Source organism: Viridibacillus sp. d25.2, from assembly GCF_055456015.2.
Genome location: NZ_CM196652.1, coordinates 3,208,284 through 3,222,674, shown reverse-complemented (window position 1 = coordinate 3,222,674; position 14,391 = coordinate 3,208,284). Strand labels below are relative to the sequence as shown.

Genomic DNA, 14,391 nt, shown 5'->3' with positions numbered 1-14,391 from the left:
ATTCTCTGTGGTGAAGCGCTGATTTTGCGCTTCATGGATGGCTAACGGGGTGCTTTTGTTGAAGATCAAAGGTTACTTAGGTAACTCTTTTTCTTATTGAACTAACCTCCCTCGTTAGTTCAATAAGCGCGGGCAGTTTTGTGTTAAATTTCAAACAAAGTAAATTAGTGTTAATATTAAAATGAGGTATCGTCAAAAATCCAAATAGTCAAAGAAAAGGACGGACTACAAAATGAAAATTTCTTCTTATAACATAACAAATTCTTTTGATAAAAAAGTAAAACAGAAAAGTAATTAATTAAATCATAATTTTAAATTTTATCTAAACGAATTAGCCAAAAAGGATTTATCTACTACGAATTCAAACATGCGAGTAGATCCAAATGGAAAACCGTATGAATTTTATCCTATAATTTCAGCAGAAGAAATAAGAGAAGTAGTAAATTCCTTAAAAGTCACAAACGGTAACGACGAAGAAATAGCTAAAATAATAGATGTAACTAACTGTTCAAGAAAAGAAATATATGGACTACGTCAATACTTATTCGAAAGTGGTAAAATTACGGAAAAAGAATATCACAACTTAGACGGCATGATTTCTGTACGTGATTTTGATGCTGGTATTTTTACTGGCAGTATTCAAAAAGGTACTTTAGATTTTTGTCATCCAACATCAAACGGAAATAGAAATTGGCTTGCCTGTTTTAAAGACCAATTAAAATTAGAGAGGGTATCTAATCATGGTGTTCTCAATACAAGTAGTAGAGTAGTAAATATAATACAAAATATTAGTAATAAATTCCCAACTCAATTCTCATAAAATTCACCCGGAAAATATTATTGAACTTCCTGCACCTTTACTTTAATACGTTTAAGGAGTTGCAGTAGGGTCATACTATGAATTGATTTTTGAAAGACCTATAAAACAGTAAATAGAACAGAAACCATTAATTAAGAAAGTTTGTGAAGAATTTCTCTTAAACTAACGGGACAGTTTAGTTCAATAAGTGATTTGGTCAATCATGGTAAAGTAATATTAGGTATGGGAGAGATGATAATGGGCCAATTAAAAGGGAAAGTTGCGATTGTTACGGGTGTAAGCCGTCTGAAAGGGATAGGAGCTGCTATTTGTAAGGAGTTAGCTGATTCGGGTTATCATATATTTTTTACTTATTGGACGGAATATGATAAAAAAATGCCTTGGAGCATTGAATTAGATGAACCCGTTAAATTAAAAGAAGAATTAATAAAAAAAGGTATTAAGGTATCATTTATGGAGTTGGATTTAACTCAACATGATGCACCTGAACAACTTATAAATAAAGTTTCTGAACAACTTGGTAGTCCTGATATCTTGATTAATAACGCAGCATACTCAACCAACAACGATTTTTCTAATTTAACTGCCGAAGAATTAGATAAACATTACATGGTAAATGTGCGTGCTACGACACTATTAAGTATTAGATTTGCTCAGAGGTTTGATAAGAAATCAGGTGGAAAAATAGTCAATATTACTTCAGGTCAGTTTCAAGGACCAATGCCTGGCGAATTAGCATATGCAACAACAAAAGGAGCAGTTGATGCTTTAACTATTACGTTGTCGGCTGAACTAGCCCCTTTAGGAATAACGGTTAATGCATTAAATCCAGGCCCAACTGATACAGGTTGGATGACAGAAGAAATAAAAAATGAATTAAAACCGATGTTTCCTTTCGGTAGAATAGGAAAACCGAGAGATGTTGCAAAAACTATTAAATTTCTAGTGAGCGATGAAGCAGATTGGATTACAGGTCAGATTATTCATTCAGAAGGTGGATTTAAAAGGTAAATTTAACTAAAAAGGCTTTGGGTTTTAGAACCTTTTTGTTGTATTAAATTACAAGGAAGTTATCAATTTGTGAAACATTGTACTTAAACTAACGGTGTGCTTTACTTGAAAATCATTGAGTTGCATATGCAGCTCTTTTTTTATTGAACTAATGCAGGTTAGTTAAAGAAGACATACTTAAACAAATCATGTGAGTAGTTTGATATTACTAAAATAATTAAACAAGTATTCTGAACTCGTTGAATGAGCAATAATACTTTGGTTTTTGGTCAAATATATAACTTTCAAGTAAACTACTTAATAAATACTAATAGGTGGCTAAACGTTTTTGATGTGTTTCTTTATTTTGAAAATGAACGATTTTTCCCAGTTAGTCGTATTACATATAGATTATTATTGTATGGAGTAGATCTCATGGATGAAAAGGATTTAATTCGAAAGGCGAAAAAAGGAGATACATTGGCGCTTTCGAAACTGCTACAACAGAATTATTCGTTCCTCGTAAAGTATTTAATGAAAGTTACCCTTCATCCACAAATCGCAGAAGATTTAACACAAGAGACGATGATGAAGTGTATTGAAAAAATCCAACTGTATAATGGTGAATCCAAGTTTTCATCATGGCTCATCACAATTGCAATGAACCTTTTTATCGATCAACAGCGTAGAAAGAAGCGGGAGAAAAACTGGCTAGAGCAGGAACAAGCGCTCCGAAAAATGAAATGGAATGCAGCCAATATGAACGAAGAATGGACTGATGTACTTGATGTACTTGCTCAAATTAATGAAGAAGTACGTATGCCAATCGTGTTAAAGCATTATTACGGATACTCATATGAGGAAATTGGAAAAATGATGGGTATTGCAGAAGGAACAGTAAAATCTCGAGTTTCAAATGGTCTAAAAAGTATACGAAAGGAGTTGGCTGAACTTGAAGGAGTATGATTCTAAAAATAGTAATTCTATGTTGGATGATGAAGATGAATTAACGGTTAAGCAATTAATAGATGGTTTAGAAAAACTGGATCAATGGAATCCAGTATCTACTCCAAACTTACAATGGTTTCAACAGAATGTTGAATTAGAGAAAAAAAGAATACGAAAAAAACAATGGAAAGACCTCCTCACGTTTATCTCTGTTGCAGTATTTGTGCTTTCGGTTGTGATTGCTGTCGTTTATCGTCAGCCAATTCTTTTTCTTTATTTTCAGCTTGTGGGGATTATCTTTTTGCCCTTAGCTCTTAACAAAACTAGAAAGAAGGTCAGTAATGAATGAACTCAGATGAACTAAGTAGCACACCGCTTTGGTTATTGGTCGTGATTGCATTCATTCTGATTTGCCAGAGCTCATGGATGTTTTGGGATGCACAGAAGAGGGGACACAATGCTTGGCTATGGGGCGTTTTAGGCCTTATTCAATTTCCAACGTATCTTATTATCTATCTTATTTTTGCAAGAAAAGTATTTAAAAGAAAGGTCTCAGGATCAAATTCCTGAGATTTTTTTATTTATTTTTTCGTGAGTGAACGATTAGACGAACGTAATCGTATTAAGGGTAAATAAACAATTTGGAGGAGAAAAATGAATGAACTGTTAAATGGAATCCTATGGGGAGCGGTTGCGCCAATTCTTGTCTTACAATTAGGAAATTATATCTATCATGTTGGGACAGAAGAAAACAATAATTAATATAACAAAAGAAACAAAGATACATAATTCAATAACTTTCAAACTAAAATCAAGGAGGTTACTTATGACAAAGTAAAAAAGTGTCACCTTAAATGGTAGCCTTACTCGCCGGAATTCCAGGGACAACAATATTTTAACGGTAGTTTCTGAGAGAAAAATTCGGGGGAGCTTGAAAGAACCCTAACCATGAATATTGAAAAAATAACGAAGCATAACAAGATTGTTTAAGCTTGATTGAATTCTTTTTACATACAAATGTTCAGAAATATCATTTGGATTTAATTCAGAAAGATCAATATCAATTTTCCCATCACGACTAAACTCAGTAAATGTCTCCATTGCAAATTTATATGCCTTTGTTAATTCAATTGTTAAAACACTTGCTAATAAGATGTTGGAATGAAATTTTATGGAGTTTACACTAAGAAAAATGGGGAAACATTTGATGGACAAATGACTATTTTTCAATTTGATAATTCCGGAAAACAATTGATTTCCAAATAACTTATTTAAATAGACGGTAGAATAATTTGTATGGTTTTTTATAATTCAGATGAAAGATGATAATTGATTTCGGAGTCTAAAATAATAAATAGAACATAGGAGATGATGAATGTGCTAGTAGTAACAACAGAACACATTGAAGGGTATAAAGTTGTCGAAGTAAAAGGTTCTGTATTTGGTCTAATTGTAAGAAGTAGGGGGCTAGGCGGGGATATTATGGCGGGCTTAAAAGGATTAGTAGGCGGGGAAATCAAGCAATATACTGCCATGCTTGAAGATTCTAGAAAAGAAGCTATAGACCGTATGATTATGAATGCCAACGAAATGGGAGCGAATGCTATTATCATGATGCGATATGATTCTGGTGAAATGGGTAAAAACATGAGTGAAATTGTTGCATACGGAACGGCAGTTGTTGTGGAAAAGCTATAATGACGACATTTTTGGGGATAGGTATATATTTGATATTTCAAATTAGTATTGCTCTCGTTTGTATCTTACTTGGTTACTTTATATATGACAAACGATATAAACGCAATCATGGAAAAGAAGTTCCTAAAGGTTTTGAGGTAACGAATGAGGTGAATCTTGACCCTGTTACGGGTGAAAAAAAAAGAGTATATTATAATGCAGAAACAGGTGAACGATTTTATAAAAAAGAAAAGTAGTTATTTTTTTGACAAATTTCGGTGATTGTTATTTTAACGGCAACAAATTGGATATTTATGTTACGCTTGTGAAGTAATGTACTTAAACTACCATGAAAATAACCTTCTGTAATTTAGGAAAAAAGGCAATAGCCGTAGAATCAGTATGGACGGTTTTTCACCATTTTCATTCTCTGTGGTGAAGCGCTGATTTTGCGCTTCATGGATGGCTAACAGGGCAGATTACTTTAAGAAGGACAGAATTGTTATGTTGTAATATAGTGATTTCAATTTAAGGATAGAATTAATTATTTGGACATTTAATCCAAATAAGGGGATCGAAATTTGATTTAGCAATTATATAAATAATATAATGTGATTATACAAAAAAGGAAGGAGGGGTATTGTGATTTGGTCCTTTCTAATAAATGATTTATCCATATTTATTAGCACAATTGATTATTTTTGGATATTAGCTTCTTTGGCATTAACCGTATTATGTGTTAGCTTACATCTATATCTAATCAATACAATTACAATCCAAGAAGTTAAAGACGAAGAGTTTAAAATTGATTGTGAAATCACTAATACTTGGACTCCACCTATGCTTACGTGGTTTGTTCTGTGTATTAGGACATCAGAAGACAATGATGAAGAAAGTTTATCTCCTAGTTTAATTTAGAATTAAAAACTAGGAGGAATAGAATTGTTTACATTTTTAACACAACCAATAATTTATTTAATTCATTATATATATTCATTAACGGATAGTTACGCAATAAGCGTCATCTTATTCACAATTGCAGTTAGATTAATTCTTATGCCACTATTTGTTAAATCGGCAAAACATCAAAAAAACTCTAAAGAATTAATGACTGCAATTAAGCCTAAATTAGATGAGCTTACTGTCAAACTTAAGAATAGTAGTAATGAATCTGAAAAGTTAATGTATCAAAAGAAAATTCAAGAGTTAACATCAGATTCAATGAAAAGTTCTTTATTAGGTTGTTTGCCAATAATCATTCAATTACCTGTATTATTTTCACTGTATTATGCGATTAAGATAGATTCAGCAATTGCAAATGAAAATTTCCTTTGGATGAATTTAGGGGTAATGGATATTGGTATTTCGATTATTGCTTGTTTGATTTATTTTATCCAAAGCTTTATATCAATAGATAAAAGTCAACCTACAAATATTAAGGTAATGGTATTCATTAATCCAATTATGATTCTACTTGTTAGTCTGTTTAATCCATCGATATTACCGATTTATTGGGCAGTGAGTGCTTTATTATTAATAGCACAACAATTATTAATTAAAAAATTGTATAGATAGAACCAGAATCCCCTCTTACGAAAATGTAAGAGGGGATTTATTTTTTCTACTAACAGGGAGCTTTACTTCAATAAGGAATAGAGCCTTTTTCTTCTTCAGCTAAACCAGCTAATAGAATGTCAAGAAAAACATTGATAATCAAAAAACACTTCATGTTATACTAAAAATGCGAAAGACAAATAACCCTCCTCATTCAGTGTGGAAGGTTTTTGTTTTATTTGAAAATGCTGTTATTAAATAGTTTCTTGGAATGGTGCTTTCGTTTTTAAAATCGCATAAATCCAGTGTAAAAGCTTATTAGCACAAGCAATAATGGCTACTTTATACGGCTTTCCTTCCTCACGTTTTAAATCGTAGAAGGCTCGTAATCGTTTGTTTCGGGCAATAGTTTCATCTGTTGTTTTCTTTTTACGGCTATCTCGAATGGAACAGCGAACGGCTGTATAAAGCATATGGCGAAGCCTAGCTGAGCCGCGTTTGGTAATGTGATTTTTCGTGCCTTTAAAGCGACCTGATTCAAACACACTGGGATCTAATCCCGCAAAAGCTACTAACTTTTTTGGATGATTAAACCGCTCAATTTCCCCAATTTCTGAAAGTATCGTGGCCGCGATTTTTTCACCTACACCGGGAAGTGATTGGATTAATTCATATTCTTCGAGTTGTGCCGCCAATTGATCAATCTCACGCTCTAACGTAGAAAGTTGTTGGCGGTAAGCTTGAAGTAAATCAATATACATATTCATACTGACGAGAAGGCTTTGATAAAGCGTTGACTGAAATGGGTTGCATTCTGCAGCTACTATTAATACTTCAGCTCTTTCATGCGCCCAATTAAATGAACGTGCTTTACAGTGCTTATCAATAAATTGTGCAATCTCTTCTACGCCTGCGTCTAGTACTAATTCAGATGTAGGGTAGGACTGTAAAGTCCTTAATGAAATCTCTGCGTACAAATCACCAAAAACACCTTTATACTCAGGGAAAACTTGATCTAATACAGCTTGAAATTGTAGCTTTGTTTGAACCATAATTCCCGTCATATTTTCGTGATGCCTTGTCAGATGCCGAAGGTTTAAAAGGCGAATACCACGTTTTTTCTGAGGCTCTAAATCCTCTTTGTAATACAGTTCGCCTAAGTGATAGGCATCAATTACATCTGTTTTAGTTTTTCGTAAACTAGAGCTTTTAGCTCGGTATGAAACGAGCGGATTGACGATAATGACAATATATTCTCTAGCTTCTAAAAATTGTACAACTGGAGCATGATAGTGACCTGTTGATTCCAATACAACAGGTGGTTTTAACCCTGTTTGACGCTCTAAATCTAGTAAATAAGAGTGTAACTCTTCAAGTCCTCCCACCGTATGTTCAATCTTCACACTGCTTTTATAGGGCATTTTTTTATCCAAAAACATTTGAACCTGACTTTCACCTTTTGCGACATCCAGACCAACTACTGGATTCATAGTTTATCTCCTCCTCATGTAGTGTATTGACCGGTAACCTCTATCTAGCTTGTTATTCATATCTTCGCTTGTTATACGGGATCACTATGTCCCAACCAGCCTAATCATGTGTTAACAAGTAGAGGGCGAACAGTTTAGTTGTCGGGATCAAGTCCCACGGGTGCTTCCGTTCTACCCCGGCTACTATCAATCTATAAATTGAATAAAAAATAGTCAACCAGATTCTCTGGCTGACCTTATAATACGAACGGGGTGCTTTACTTCAATAAGAAATTACTGGAAAAATAATCTGATTATTGTTAATGTTAAGATATAGATATTTTATAGGGAAATCGAAAGAGGTGTGTGGATTATGTTAGTACATAAGGTTAATGATGAAGTTTCTTTGAGATTATTTAATAAAGATGATTCAGAAGAGTTCTATGATTTAACGATTAATTCAAAGTCTTATTTAAAAGAGTGGCTTGGTTGGCTCAATTATACAAAGAGTATAGAAGATACTGCGCAAAATATTCAATCAAGATGTAATGAGCTTGTTGAAAATGGGGGATATCCACAATCATTTGCAATTATATATAATGGGAAAATTGCTGGTACAATCGGATTTAATGAAATAAATAAGGCTAACAAAATAGGTGTTGTGGGTTATTGGTTGGGTGAAAAATTTCAAGGAAAAGGTATAATGTCTAAGGCATTCAAAGCAGTAATTGATTACGGATTTAATGAACTTAAACTAAATCGAATTGAAGTTAGAATCGCAGTTGAAAATAAAAAAAGTAGAGCGCTTCCTGAAAGGTTCGGTTTCAAAAAGGAAGGGGAAATAAGACAAGCAGAGTGGTTATATGACCATTATGTAGACCACGTTATTTATGGACTTTTGGCAATTGAATGGAAATAAACTATTCAAATGTTAAATACCCTTCTTCAACTAACGGGTGCTTTCGTATTATAAGGTTAACCAGTTTTTTAAATTGTACCCTATAGAGTAGACACTTAAAAAAGGTCTGCTCTATAGGGTACTTTTATGTATAATGAAAAAAATGAGGAATCGGAGAACATTTAAATGTCAAAAAAACACTTTACTGATACAGAAATGGAAATACTATCTAATAATCGATATGTTAAATCCTTAAGTTCAAAGGGTGTTACATATACAGACGAATTTAAGAGGATTTTTATAGCGGAAAATGAAAATGGAAAATTGCCAAGACACATATTCGAGGAGAATGGTTTTGATATTGAAATTATTGGTATTGTAAGAGTACAAAGGGCTGCCTCTAGATGGCGTACTGCTTATAATAAATCAGGAGTATTGGGACTTAGAGATACGCGTAAAGGAAATTCTGGGAGACCCACTAAGACAGAGCTTTCTCTAGAAGAAAAGAATTCTAAATTAGAAGCTCAAATTCAATTGTTGAGAGCTGAGAATGAGTTACTAAAAAAGTTAGACATGATGGAAAGGGGGCTGGAGAGAATCGAATAAAAGTTTCTGCTGAGCAGCGGTTTCTTTTAATATGTTCAGTGATCGAAAAGTACGAACTCAAAAAGATGGTAAGTTTCCTATGCGAAATTTCGGGGATCTCGCGCTCAGGTTATTATAACTATTTTTCTTCAGAGTCTAAGGAAAGAAGAGAGAAACGAGAAAAAGAAGACTTGATCATTAAAGAAAATATTTTAAAGGCTTTTAATTTTAAACGACGTAAAAAGGGTGCGCGCCAGATTAAGATGACATTAGAAGGACAGTTTCAAATTACTTACAATTTGAAACGGATTCGAAGAGTTATGAAGAAATACAAAATTGTATGTCCTATTAGAAGAGCCAATCCTTATAAGAAAATGTTGAAAGCCACTCAAGAACACACTGTATTGCCCAATTTATTAAACCGAGAGTTTAAACAAGGAATTCCAGGAAAAGTACTACTCACTGATATTACATATTTATATTTCGGTAGTGGACAGAAGGCTTATTTGTCCACCATTAAAGACAGTTCAACGAATGAAATACTTGCCTATAATGTGTCCAGTAGAATGACATTAGATTTAGCTACAGATACATTAGTAAAGTTAATGAAGAATAAACGAGTAAAGTTTGCAGAAGGAGCTTTTATTCACTCTGATCAAGGAGTGCATTATACAAGTCCAACCTTTCAGAAACACGCAAGAAAACTGGGACTTAGACAATCAATGTCAAGAAGAGGAAACTGTTGGGATAACGCTCCCCAAGAGTCTTTCTTTGGTCACTTCAAAGATGAAGCCTTTATAAAGCGGTGTAATACGCTTGAAGAACTTAAAAGAGAAATTAAAAATTATATGACGTACTATAACAATTTCAGGTACCAATGGAACTTAAAGAAGATGACTCCTGTACAATACGAGGACACTGAAAAAGTCCACAAGATAACAAAAGCGATTGTGAGAAACGGATTTACGTTTTCACAATCGCTTTTTCTTTCATTGCTCTCATTATAGTATAATAAGAAAAACTTACTAGAGGTGGTGAGACCATGATTTCCAAACAAGAAACATTAAATTTAAGTCCATATATGGCATTGTATGAGTTAATCATTCCAAAAGATAATATGCTTCGCCAAATCAATGAACTCGTTGATTTTTCATTTATTTTAGATGAACTAAAATCAAAGTATTGTTTGGATAATGGTAGAAATGCTATTCCACCTATTCGTATGTTCAAATATTTACTGTTAAAAGCGATACATGATCTGTCGGATGCCGACCTAGTTGAACGTTCAAAATACGATATGTCCTTCAAATATTTTTTAGATATGGCACCTGAAGAAGATGTCATAGATTCAAGTTCCCTGACAAAATTCCGTCGTCTTCGTCTTCAAGACATGAATTTATTAGATTTATTGATTGGTAAGACAGTTGAAATTGCGTTAGAGAAAGGTCTTATTACGAGTAAAACGATTATTGTCGATGCGACACATACAAAAGCTCGTTACAATCAAAAATCACCGAAAGAATTTTTACAAGAAAAATCGAAAAATGTACGAAAAGCGGTCTATCACCTGGATGAAGATATGAAAGGGAAATTTCCAATAAAACCAACCTCTAATGAGGTAAGTGAAGAATTAAACTACTGCCGTCAGGTCGTTCAAGTGGTAGAAACACAATCAAAAGTAGCACAAATACCAGCTGTGAAAGAAAAGTTAAATATATTGAAAGAAGTGATAGACGATTATAATGTACAACTGAGCTATTCAACTGATCCAGATGCACGTGTTGGACATAAATCAGCGGATTCAGCTTTTTTTGGCTTCAAAACACATATTGCGATGAGTGATGAACGTATTATTACAGCTTCGATTGTGACAACGGGTGAAAAAAGTGATGGACATTACCTTAAAGAGTTAGTAAAGAAAAGTAAAGAAACGGGTATGGAAATTGGTACTGTCATTGGAGATACAGCTTATTCTGGGAAAGAAAATTTACAATATGCTCAAGCAGAAAAGTTTCAATTGATTTCAAAATTAAACCCAAACATTACCGGAGAAACTTCCCATCGAAAAGTAGTCTTTGAATTTAATAAAGATGCAGGAATGTATGTATGTCCAGCAGGTCATATGGCTATTCGAAAAGCACGAACTGGAAAGAAAAATCAAGGAGCTAATCAAGCAGAAACATACTCATTTGATATAGAAAAATGTAAAGTATGCCCAATGCGCGTAGGGTGCTATAAAGAAGGATCAAAAAGTAAAACATACTCTATCAGAGTTAAATCTATGGAACATAAGGAGCAAATTCGTCTTCAAGAAACAGATGAATTCAAAACCCTTTCGAAAAAACGTTATAAAATTGAAGCAAAAAATAGTGAAATTAAAAACCCACATGGTTATAAAACAGCAAAATCAGTGGGTCTATTTGGTATGGAAATTCAAGGTGCAACAACGATATTTGCGGTGAATCTCAAACGGATATTAAAACTTCTAAACGAGTAAAAGTAAGAAATAGGAAAGGAAAGAAGGCACATTCTGTTCAAATCGAACGGAATGTGCCTTCTTTTTTTCTAAAAAACCAAGAGTTATAAAAAACGTAAGTTTTTCAGTGTCCTCGTACAATACAGAAATCATCTTCTCCATGTGGCATGACCTTTTTCAAAAATGTCCTTTACAAAGGGTACAATTTATATTTACTGGTTGACCTTTTTTTAATAGAATCTATTATATCAGTAGCCAGGGTAGGACGTATGGGTGCGTGGGGCAATGATCCCGTCAACTAAACTGTCCACCCTCTACTTGTAGAAACATGTTTGAGGCTGGTTGGGACATAGATCTCGTATAACAAGCGAAGCTATGATACTACGTGGAGGATTAGGGGTACTGGTGATTGGGAAGCTATGATTGACAATTGGCACAAAGCATTTAGCGAACAACCGATTAAAGAGATCTCTTTCTTCTTGAAAAAGGTAGGGCTGGATATGGAAGACTAAAGAGTAGATAAAAATAAACTTAAAAACCACAAAGAATAATAATTTCTCTGTGGTTTTTATGATTATTTTACTTGTTAATCCACAGCTTGTGCAATTGTATTTTAATCAAACTTTATTACTAAGCTATAGTAACTTTATAAAAAGATTGATAAAAATCACCTCTTGAGTTTTTCTTAGAGGTGATTTTTTATTGGATATTTATGCTAAAATCAATGTAAAGCTTGTGAAGAAATGTACTTAAACTATGCTAGGCGAAAAAGGTTACTTATAAAGTTCTAAACTAACGGAGGTTGAAGTTCAAAATGGACCCAAGGAAAGTATTTTTAATTGAACTACACGAAATAATTAAAGATTACTCAGAGATACGGAATCAACTTATAGACCCATCCGAAGATAACATTATTTGGGGTGAGTTTAAGTTGAGTAATGAAGAAGTAAATGCTTTAAAAAAATATAATTTTGATGATGTAGCTTTATCAGCTATTGAAAAAACAGTCAGAGACACTATTCTGGGAGCATTCCACGATGCTTTCGCCTTATTGGACGCTGTTGCAGACCCAAATATTGTTGAGGTTGATAAGACTTGGCTGGGATTAGCACTAAGTGAGCGTGAGCTGAACGAGGAAGAAGAGAACGAGGAATTTCTGCACGATGAGATTTACGGTGCTTATTGGGATTGGTTGGAACAGAGAAATAAAGATAAATAATCGCTTTAGCTCACAATTGTTTATGAAATTCTTTTATTAAACTAACGGGTCCTTTAGTAGAAGATCATTGAGCTGTTCAGACGGCTCTTTTCTTACCTTCAGTCAAGTACTTTTGAAAGAATTTTATTAGAATAGATGATTTTGATTTAGGTGGTAGAGGTACCCCTACCACCTAAATCAAAATTGTGCATATCAAAAAGACCCTAACGAAATATCGTTTTTTCGCAAGGTCCAAATATGATATAGTTAATGTAACCGATTACGAATAGGTTGATGCTGTTTCGTAGTCATAGGTTATTTCTTGTGTAATAAGGTGAAATGCCACTTTCAAGAACTTATTCATACACGCTACGGACGCAACTTTATGAGGTTTCCTCTGAGGTTGCGTTTTTAATTTGTCGTAATACTCCACAAGATGGTTCTTTGTCTTTTGGCGAAGTGTAATCATCGTTTGAACCATATAAAACAGAATTTTTCGTAGCTTATTGTTTCCTCTTTTGTTGATTTTGTCTCTGTAAAACGTGTTGCCCGATTGATAACGCATAATATCAATTCCTACATAGGCATTTAACTGTTTGTGATTCTTAAATCGATGAATGTCACCTAATTCACCAATAAGTCGCACCGCTGTTGCTTCACCGATACCAGGAAATGAAATGAGGACTTTGTATTCCTTTCTATTGCTTGAAAGTTCTACCATCTGCTTTACGAGATTTTGTTTTTTCGCTTTCAAATCGGCTATTCGCTTGGCATAGTCTCGTACTTGCTCACAACGGACATCCTCTTTTGAAATTGCAGGGTATGAATCCTTTGCAGCCTCTAATAATGCCAATCCTTTTTGTTCAGCACGTGCGAGTGAGAGATTCTTTTTTGTGTTCGCATTTAGGCGATTACGAATCACTGTTTTTGAACAAGCTACTACTTCATCTGGGTGCGGATATAGTTGCACAATATTTAAAAAGAGGGCCGATCGTGTAGAAAACAATCGTTCTAATTCTGGAAAACTTAGTTGAAGAATGGCATGCATTCGATTAAATAAATGGTTGATTTCTGAATCGATTTCATCATAATAGCGTGTGAGTGCACGCATTTGTTTATAATAATCATCTTGAGAATAGGTTTCTGAACGATTTAATCGAAAATGAGATTTCGCAAGTTCATGTGCATCACTTTTATCTGTTTTTTGACGACGCATCGAGGCCATCTGAAGATTCGCTTCAAGTGGATTGATGCGATGATATGTGTAGCCTTCTGTTTGAAAGAAGTGTTCTAATGATGAAGAATAGACACCTGTTGCTTCAAAAACAATTTCTGGTGCTTGTCCATCTTGTTTTGTTAAAAATCGAAGTCTCTCGTTCAACGTTTCAAAAGAAGATTTTGAATGTAAAATTTCGCCTTCAAATTCACATTGACGATAATGGTTATAAATCACGATTGTACTTTTACCCATACTGACATCAAATGCCACCACATGTTTCATCTTTATTTCTCCTTTTTAGCCAATCATAGAAGTCTTCACAGTGCCTTATCGATTCTATTTTCTTTTACACGATCTCGAGGATCCAACATACTAAACTGATTCAAATAAGGTTGTAAAGTTGGTCGGTTTTTAATACGGACTCTCAAATGGTCCCAAGAGCTGTGCGACCTTCCTTCACTTCTACTATAAAAAAATAGTAGCACAAACCATGGCCATGGTTTGTACTACTAATGTTAGTATGTTTTTCTTATTCAACTAACGGGGCAGGATAGTTG

Annotated in this window: 14 protein-coding genes and 1 pseudogene; 12 read left to right on the top strand and 3 right to left on the bottom strand. The window is 33.9% G+C overall.

Translation table 11 applies throughout. The annotated features are described in order from the left end of the window. Positions 1 to 367: 367 nt before the first annotated feature. The 4 genes from ACZLO7_RS15890 to ACZLO7_RS15875 all read left to right on the top strand — a co-directional run bounded on the left by ACZLO7_RS15890 (position 368) and on the right by ACZLO7_RS15875 (position 3,107). Positions 368 to 820, top strand: a complete 453-nt coding sequence (locus ACZLO7_RS15890; RefSeq protein ID WP_464941409.1) for a hypothetical protein — start codon at positions 368 to 370, stop codon at positions 818 to 820. 237 nt (positions 821 to 1,057) lie between these two features. Beyond that, complete coding sequence (locus ACZLO7_RS15885; RefSeq protein ID WP_464941410.1) at positions 1,058 to 1,831, top strand: SDR family oxidoreductase; 774 nt, start codon at positions 1,058 to 1,060, stop codon at positions 1,829 to 1,831. 414 nt (positions 1,832 to 2,245) lie between these two features. Then, the gene (sigY, locus tag ACZLO7_RS15880) at positions 2,246 to 2,776 is read left to right on the top strand and encodes an RNA polymerase sigma factor SigY (RefSeq protein ID WP_464941412.1); all 531 of its coding nucleotides are present in this window, start codon (positions 2,246 to 2,248) and stop codon (positions 2,774 to 2,776) included. Continuing rightward, complete coding sequence (locus ACZLO7_RS15875; RefSeq protein ID WP_464941413.1) at positions 2,763 to 3,107, top strand: YxlC family protein; 345 nt, start codon at positions 2,763 to 2,765, stop codon at positions 3,105 to 3,107. Before sigY ends, ACZLO7_RS15875 begins: the two co-directional genes overlap by 14 nt. A gap of 593 nt (positions 3,108 to 3,700) precedes the next feature. Here ACZLO7_RS15875 and ACZLO7_RS15870 read toward each other — a convergent pair. Beyond that, positions 3,701 to 3,859 (bottom strand): hypothetical protein, encoded by a 159-nt coding sequence (locus ACZLO7_RS15870; protein ID WP_511261351.1) that lies wholly within the window; start codon positions 3,857 to 3,859, stop codon positions 3,701 to 3,703. A gap of 276 nt (positions 3,860 to 4,135) precedes the next feature. Here ACZLO7_RS15870 and ACZLO7_RS15865 point away from each other — a divergent pair, with 276 nt between their 5' ends. The 4 genes from ACZLO7_RS15865 (at position 4,136) to yidC (ending at position 6,010) form a co-directional block, all read left to right on the top strand. Then, positions 4,136 to 4,456 carry a YbjQ family protein gene (locus tag ACZLO7_RS15865; protein ID WP_402758604.1) on the top strand — a complete coding sequence of 107 codons (321 nt, stop codon included), beginning with the start codon at positions 4,136 to 4,138 and terminating at the stop codon, positions 4,454 to 4,456. After that, a complete protein-coding gene (locus ACZLO7_RS15860) occupies positions 4,456 to 4,692 on the top strand; it encodes a hypothetical protein (protein WP_464941414.1) in 237 nt (78 codons plus the stop codon). The genes ACZLO7_RS15865 and ACZLO7_RS15860 overlap by 1 nt, the downstream gene beginning before the upstream one ends. Positions 4,693 to 5,077: 385 nt before the next feature. Continuing rightward, positions 5,078 to 5,353, top strand: a complete 276-nt coding sequence (locus ACZLO7_RS15855) for a hypothetical protein (protein ID WP_368635160.1) — start codon at positions 5,078 to 5,080, stop codon at positions 5,351 to 5,353. Positions 5,354 to 5,377: 24 nt separating this feature from the next. Further along, a complete protein-coding gene (gene yidC, locus ACZLO7_RS15850; protein ID WP_464941415.1) occupies positions 5,378 to 6,010 on the top strand; it encodes a membrane protein insertase YidC in 633 nt (210 codons plus the stop codon). A gap of 233 nt (positions 6,011 to 6,243) precedes the next feature. Here yidC and ACZLO7_RS15845 read toward each other — a convergent pair whose 3' ends face one another. Beyond that, the gene (locus tag ACZLO7_RS15845; RefSeq protein WP_511261350.1) at positions 6,244 to 7,479 is read right to left on the bottom strand and encodes an IS110 family RNA-guided transposase; all 1,236 of its coding nucleotides are present in this window, start codon (positions 7,477 to 7,479) and stop codon (positions 6,244 to 6,246) included. A 352-nt stretch (positions 7,480 to 7,831) separates the two neighbouring features. Here ACZLO7_RS15845 and ACZLO7_RS15840 point away from each other — a divergent pair, with 352 nt between their 5' ends. The 4 genes and pseudogenes from ACZLO7_RS15840 to ACZLO7_RS15825 all read left to right on the top strand — a co-directional run bounded on the left by ACZLO7_RS15840 (position 7,832) and on the right by ACZLO7_RS15825 (position 12,636). Then, positions 7,832 to 8,377: a GNAT family N-acetyltransferase gene (locus tag ACZLO7_RS15840; protein ID WP_464941440.1), complete on the top strand. Its 546-nt coding sequence runs from the start codon at positions 7,832 to 7,834 to the stop codon at positions 8,375 to 8,377. A 165-nt stretch (positions 8,378 to 8,542) separates the two neighbouring features. Then, positions 8,543 to 9,858: pseudogene (locus ACZLO7_RS15835) on the top strand (IS3 family transposase); the annotation flags it as partial. Positions 9,859 to 9,983: 125 nt separating this feature from the next. After that, the gene (locus ACZLO7_RS15830; RefSeq protein WP_511261349.1) at positions 9,984 to 11,438 is read left to right on the top strand and encodes an IS1182 family transposase; all 1,455 of its coding nucleotides are present in this window, start codon (positions 9,984 to 9,986) and stop codon (positions 11,436 to 11,438) included. A 793-nt stretch (positions 11,439 to 12,231) separates the two neighbouring features. Further along, positions 12,232 to 12,636: a hypothetical protein gene (locus ACZLO7_RS15825; RefSeq protein ID WP_464941435.1), complete on the top strand. Its 405-nt coding sequence runs from the start codon at positions 12,232 to 12,234 to the stop codon at positions 12,634 to 12,636. A gap of 259 nt (positions 12,637 to 12,895) precedes the next feature. Here the strand turns inward: ACZLO7_RS15825 and ACZLO7_RS15820 are convergent, their stop codons facing one another. Continuing rightward, positions 12,896 to 14,116 carry an IS110 family RNA-guided transposase gene (locus ACZLO7_RS15820; protein ID WP_464941434.1) on the bottom strand — a complete coding sequence of 407 codons (1,221 nt, stop codon included), beginning with the start codon at positions 14,114 to 14,116 and terminating at the stop codon, positions 12,896 to 12,898. Between the last annotated feature and the right edge of the window lie 275 nt (positions 14,117 to 14,391).

Bases quoted from the DNA above. Each gene is read 5' to 3' on its own strand.
- ACZLO7_RS15890 (WP_464941409.1), top strand. From the start codon at position 368: ATGCGAGTAGATCCAAATGGAAAACCGTATGAATTTTATCCTATAATT.
- ACZLO7_RS15885 (WP_464941410.1), top strand. From the start codon at position 1,058: ATGGGCCAATTAAAAGGGAAAGTTGCGATTGTTACGGGTGTAAGCCGT.
- sigY (WP_464941412.1), top strand. From the start codon at position 2,246: ATGGATGAAAAGGATTTAATTCGAAAGGCGAAAAAAGGAGATACATTG.
- ACZLO7_RS15870 (WP_511261351.1), bottom strand. From the start codon at position 3,859: ATGGAGACATTTACTGAGTTTAGTCGTGATGGGAAAATTGATATTGAT.
- ACZLO7_RS15860 (WP_464941414.1), top strand. From the start codon at position 4,456: ATGACGACATTTTTGGGGATAGGTATATATTTGATATTTCAAATTAGT.
- ACZLO7_RS15845 (WP_511261350.1), bottom strand. From the start codon at position 7,479: ATGAATCCAGTAGTTGGTCTGGATGTCGCAAAAGGTGAAAGTCAGGTT.
- ACZLO7_RS15840 (WP_464941440.1), top strand. From the start codon at position 7,832: ATGTTAGTACATAAGGTTAATGATGAAGTTTCTTTGAGATTATTTAAT.
- ACZLO7_RS15830 (WP_511261349.1), top strand. From the start codon at position 9,984: ATGATTTCCAAACAAGAAACATTAAATTTAAGTCCATATATGGCATTG.
- ACZLO7_RS15825 (WP_464941435.1), top strand. From the start codon at position 12,232: ATGGACCCAAGGAAAGTATTTTTAATTGAACTACACGAAATAATTAAA.
- ACZLO7_RS15820 (WP_464941434.1), bottom strand. From the start codon at position 14,116: ATGAAACATGTGGTGGCATTTGATGTCAGTATGGGTAAAAGTACAATC.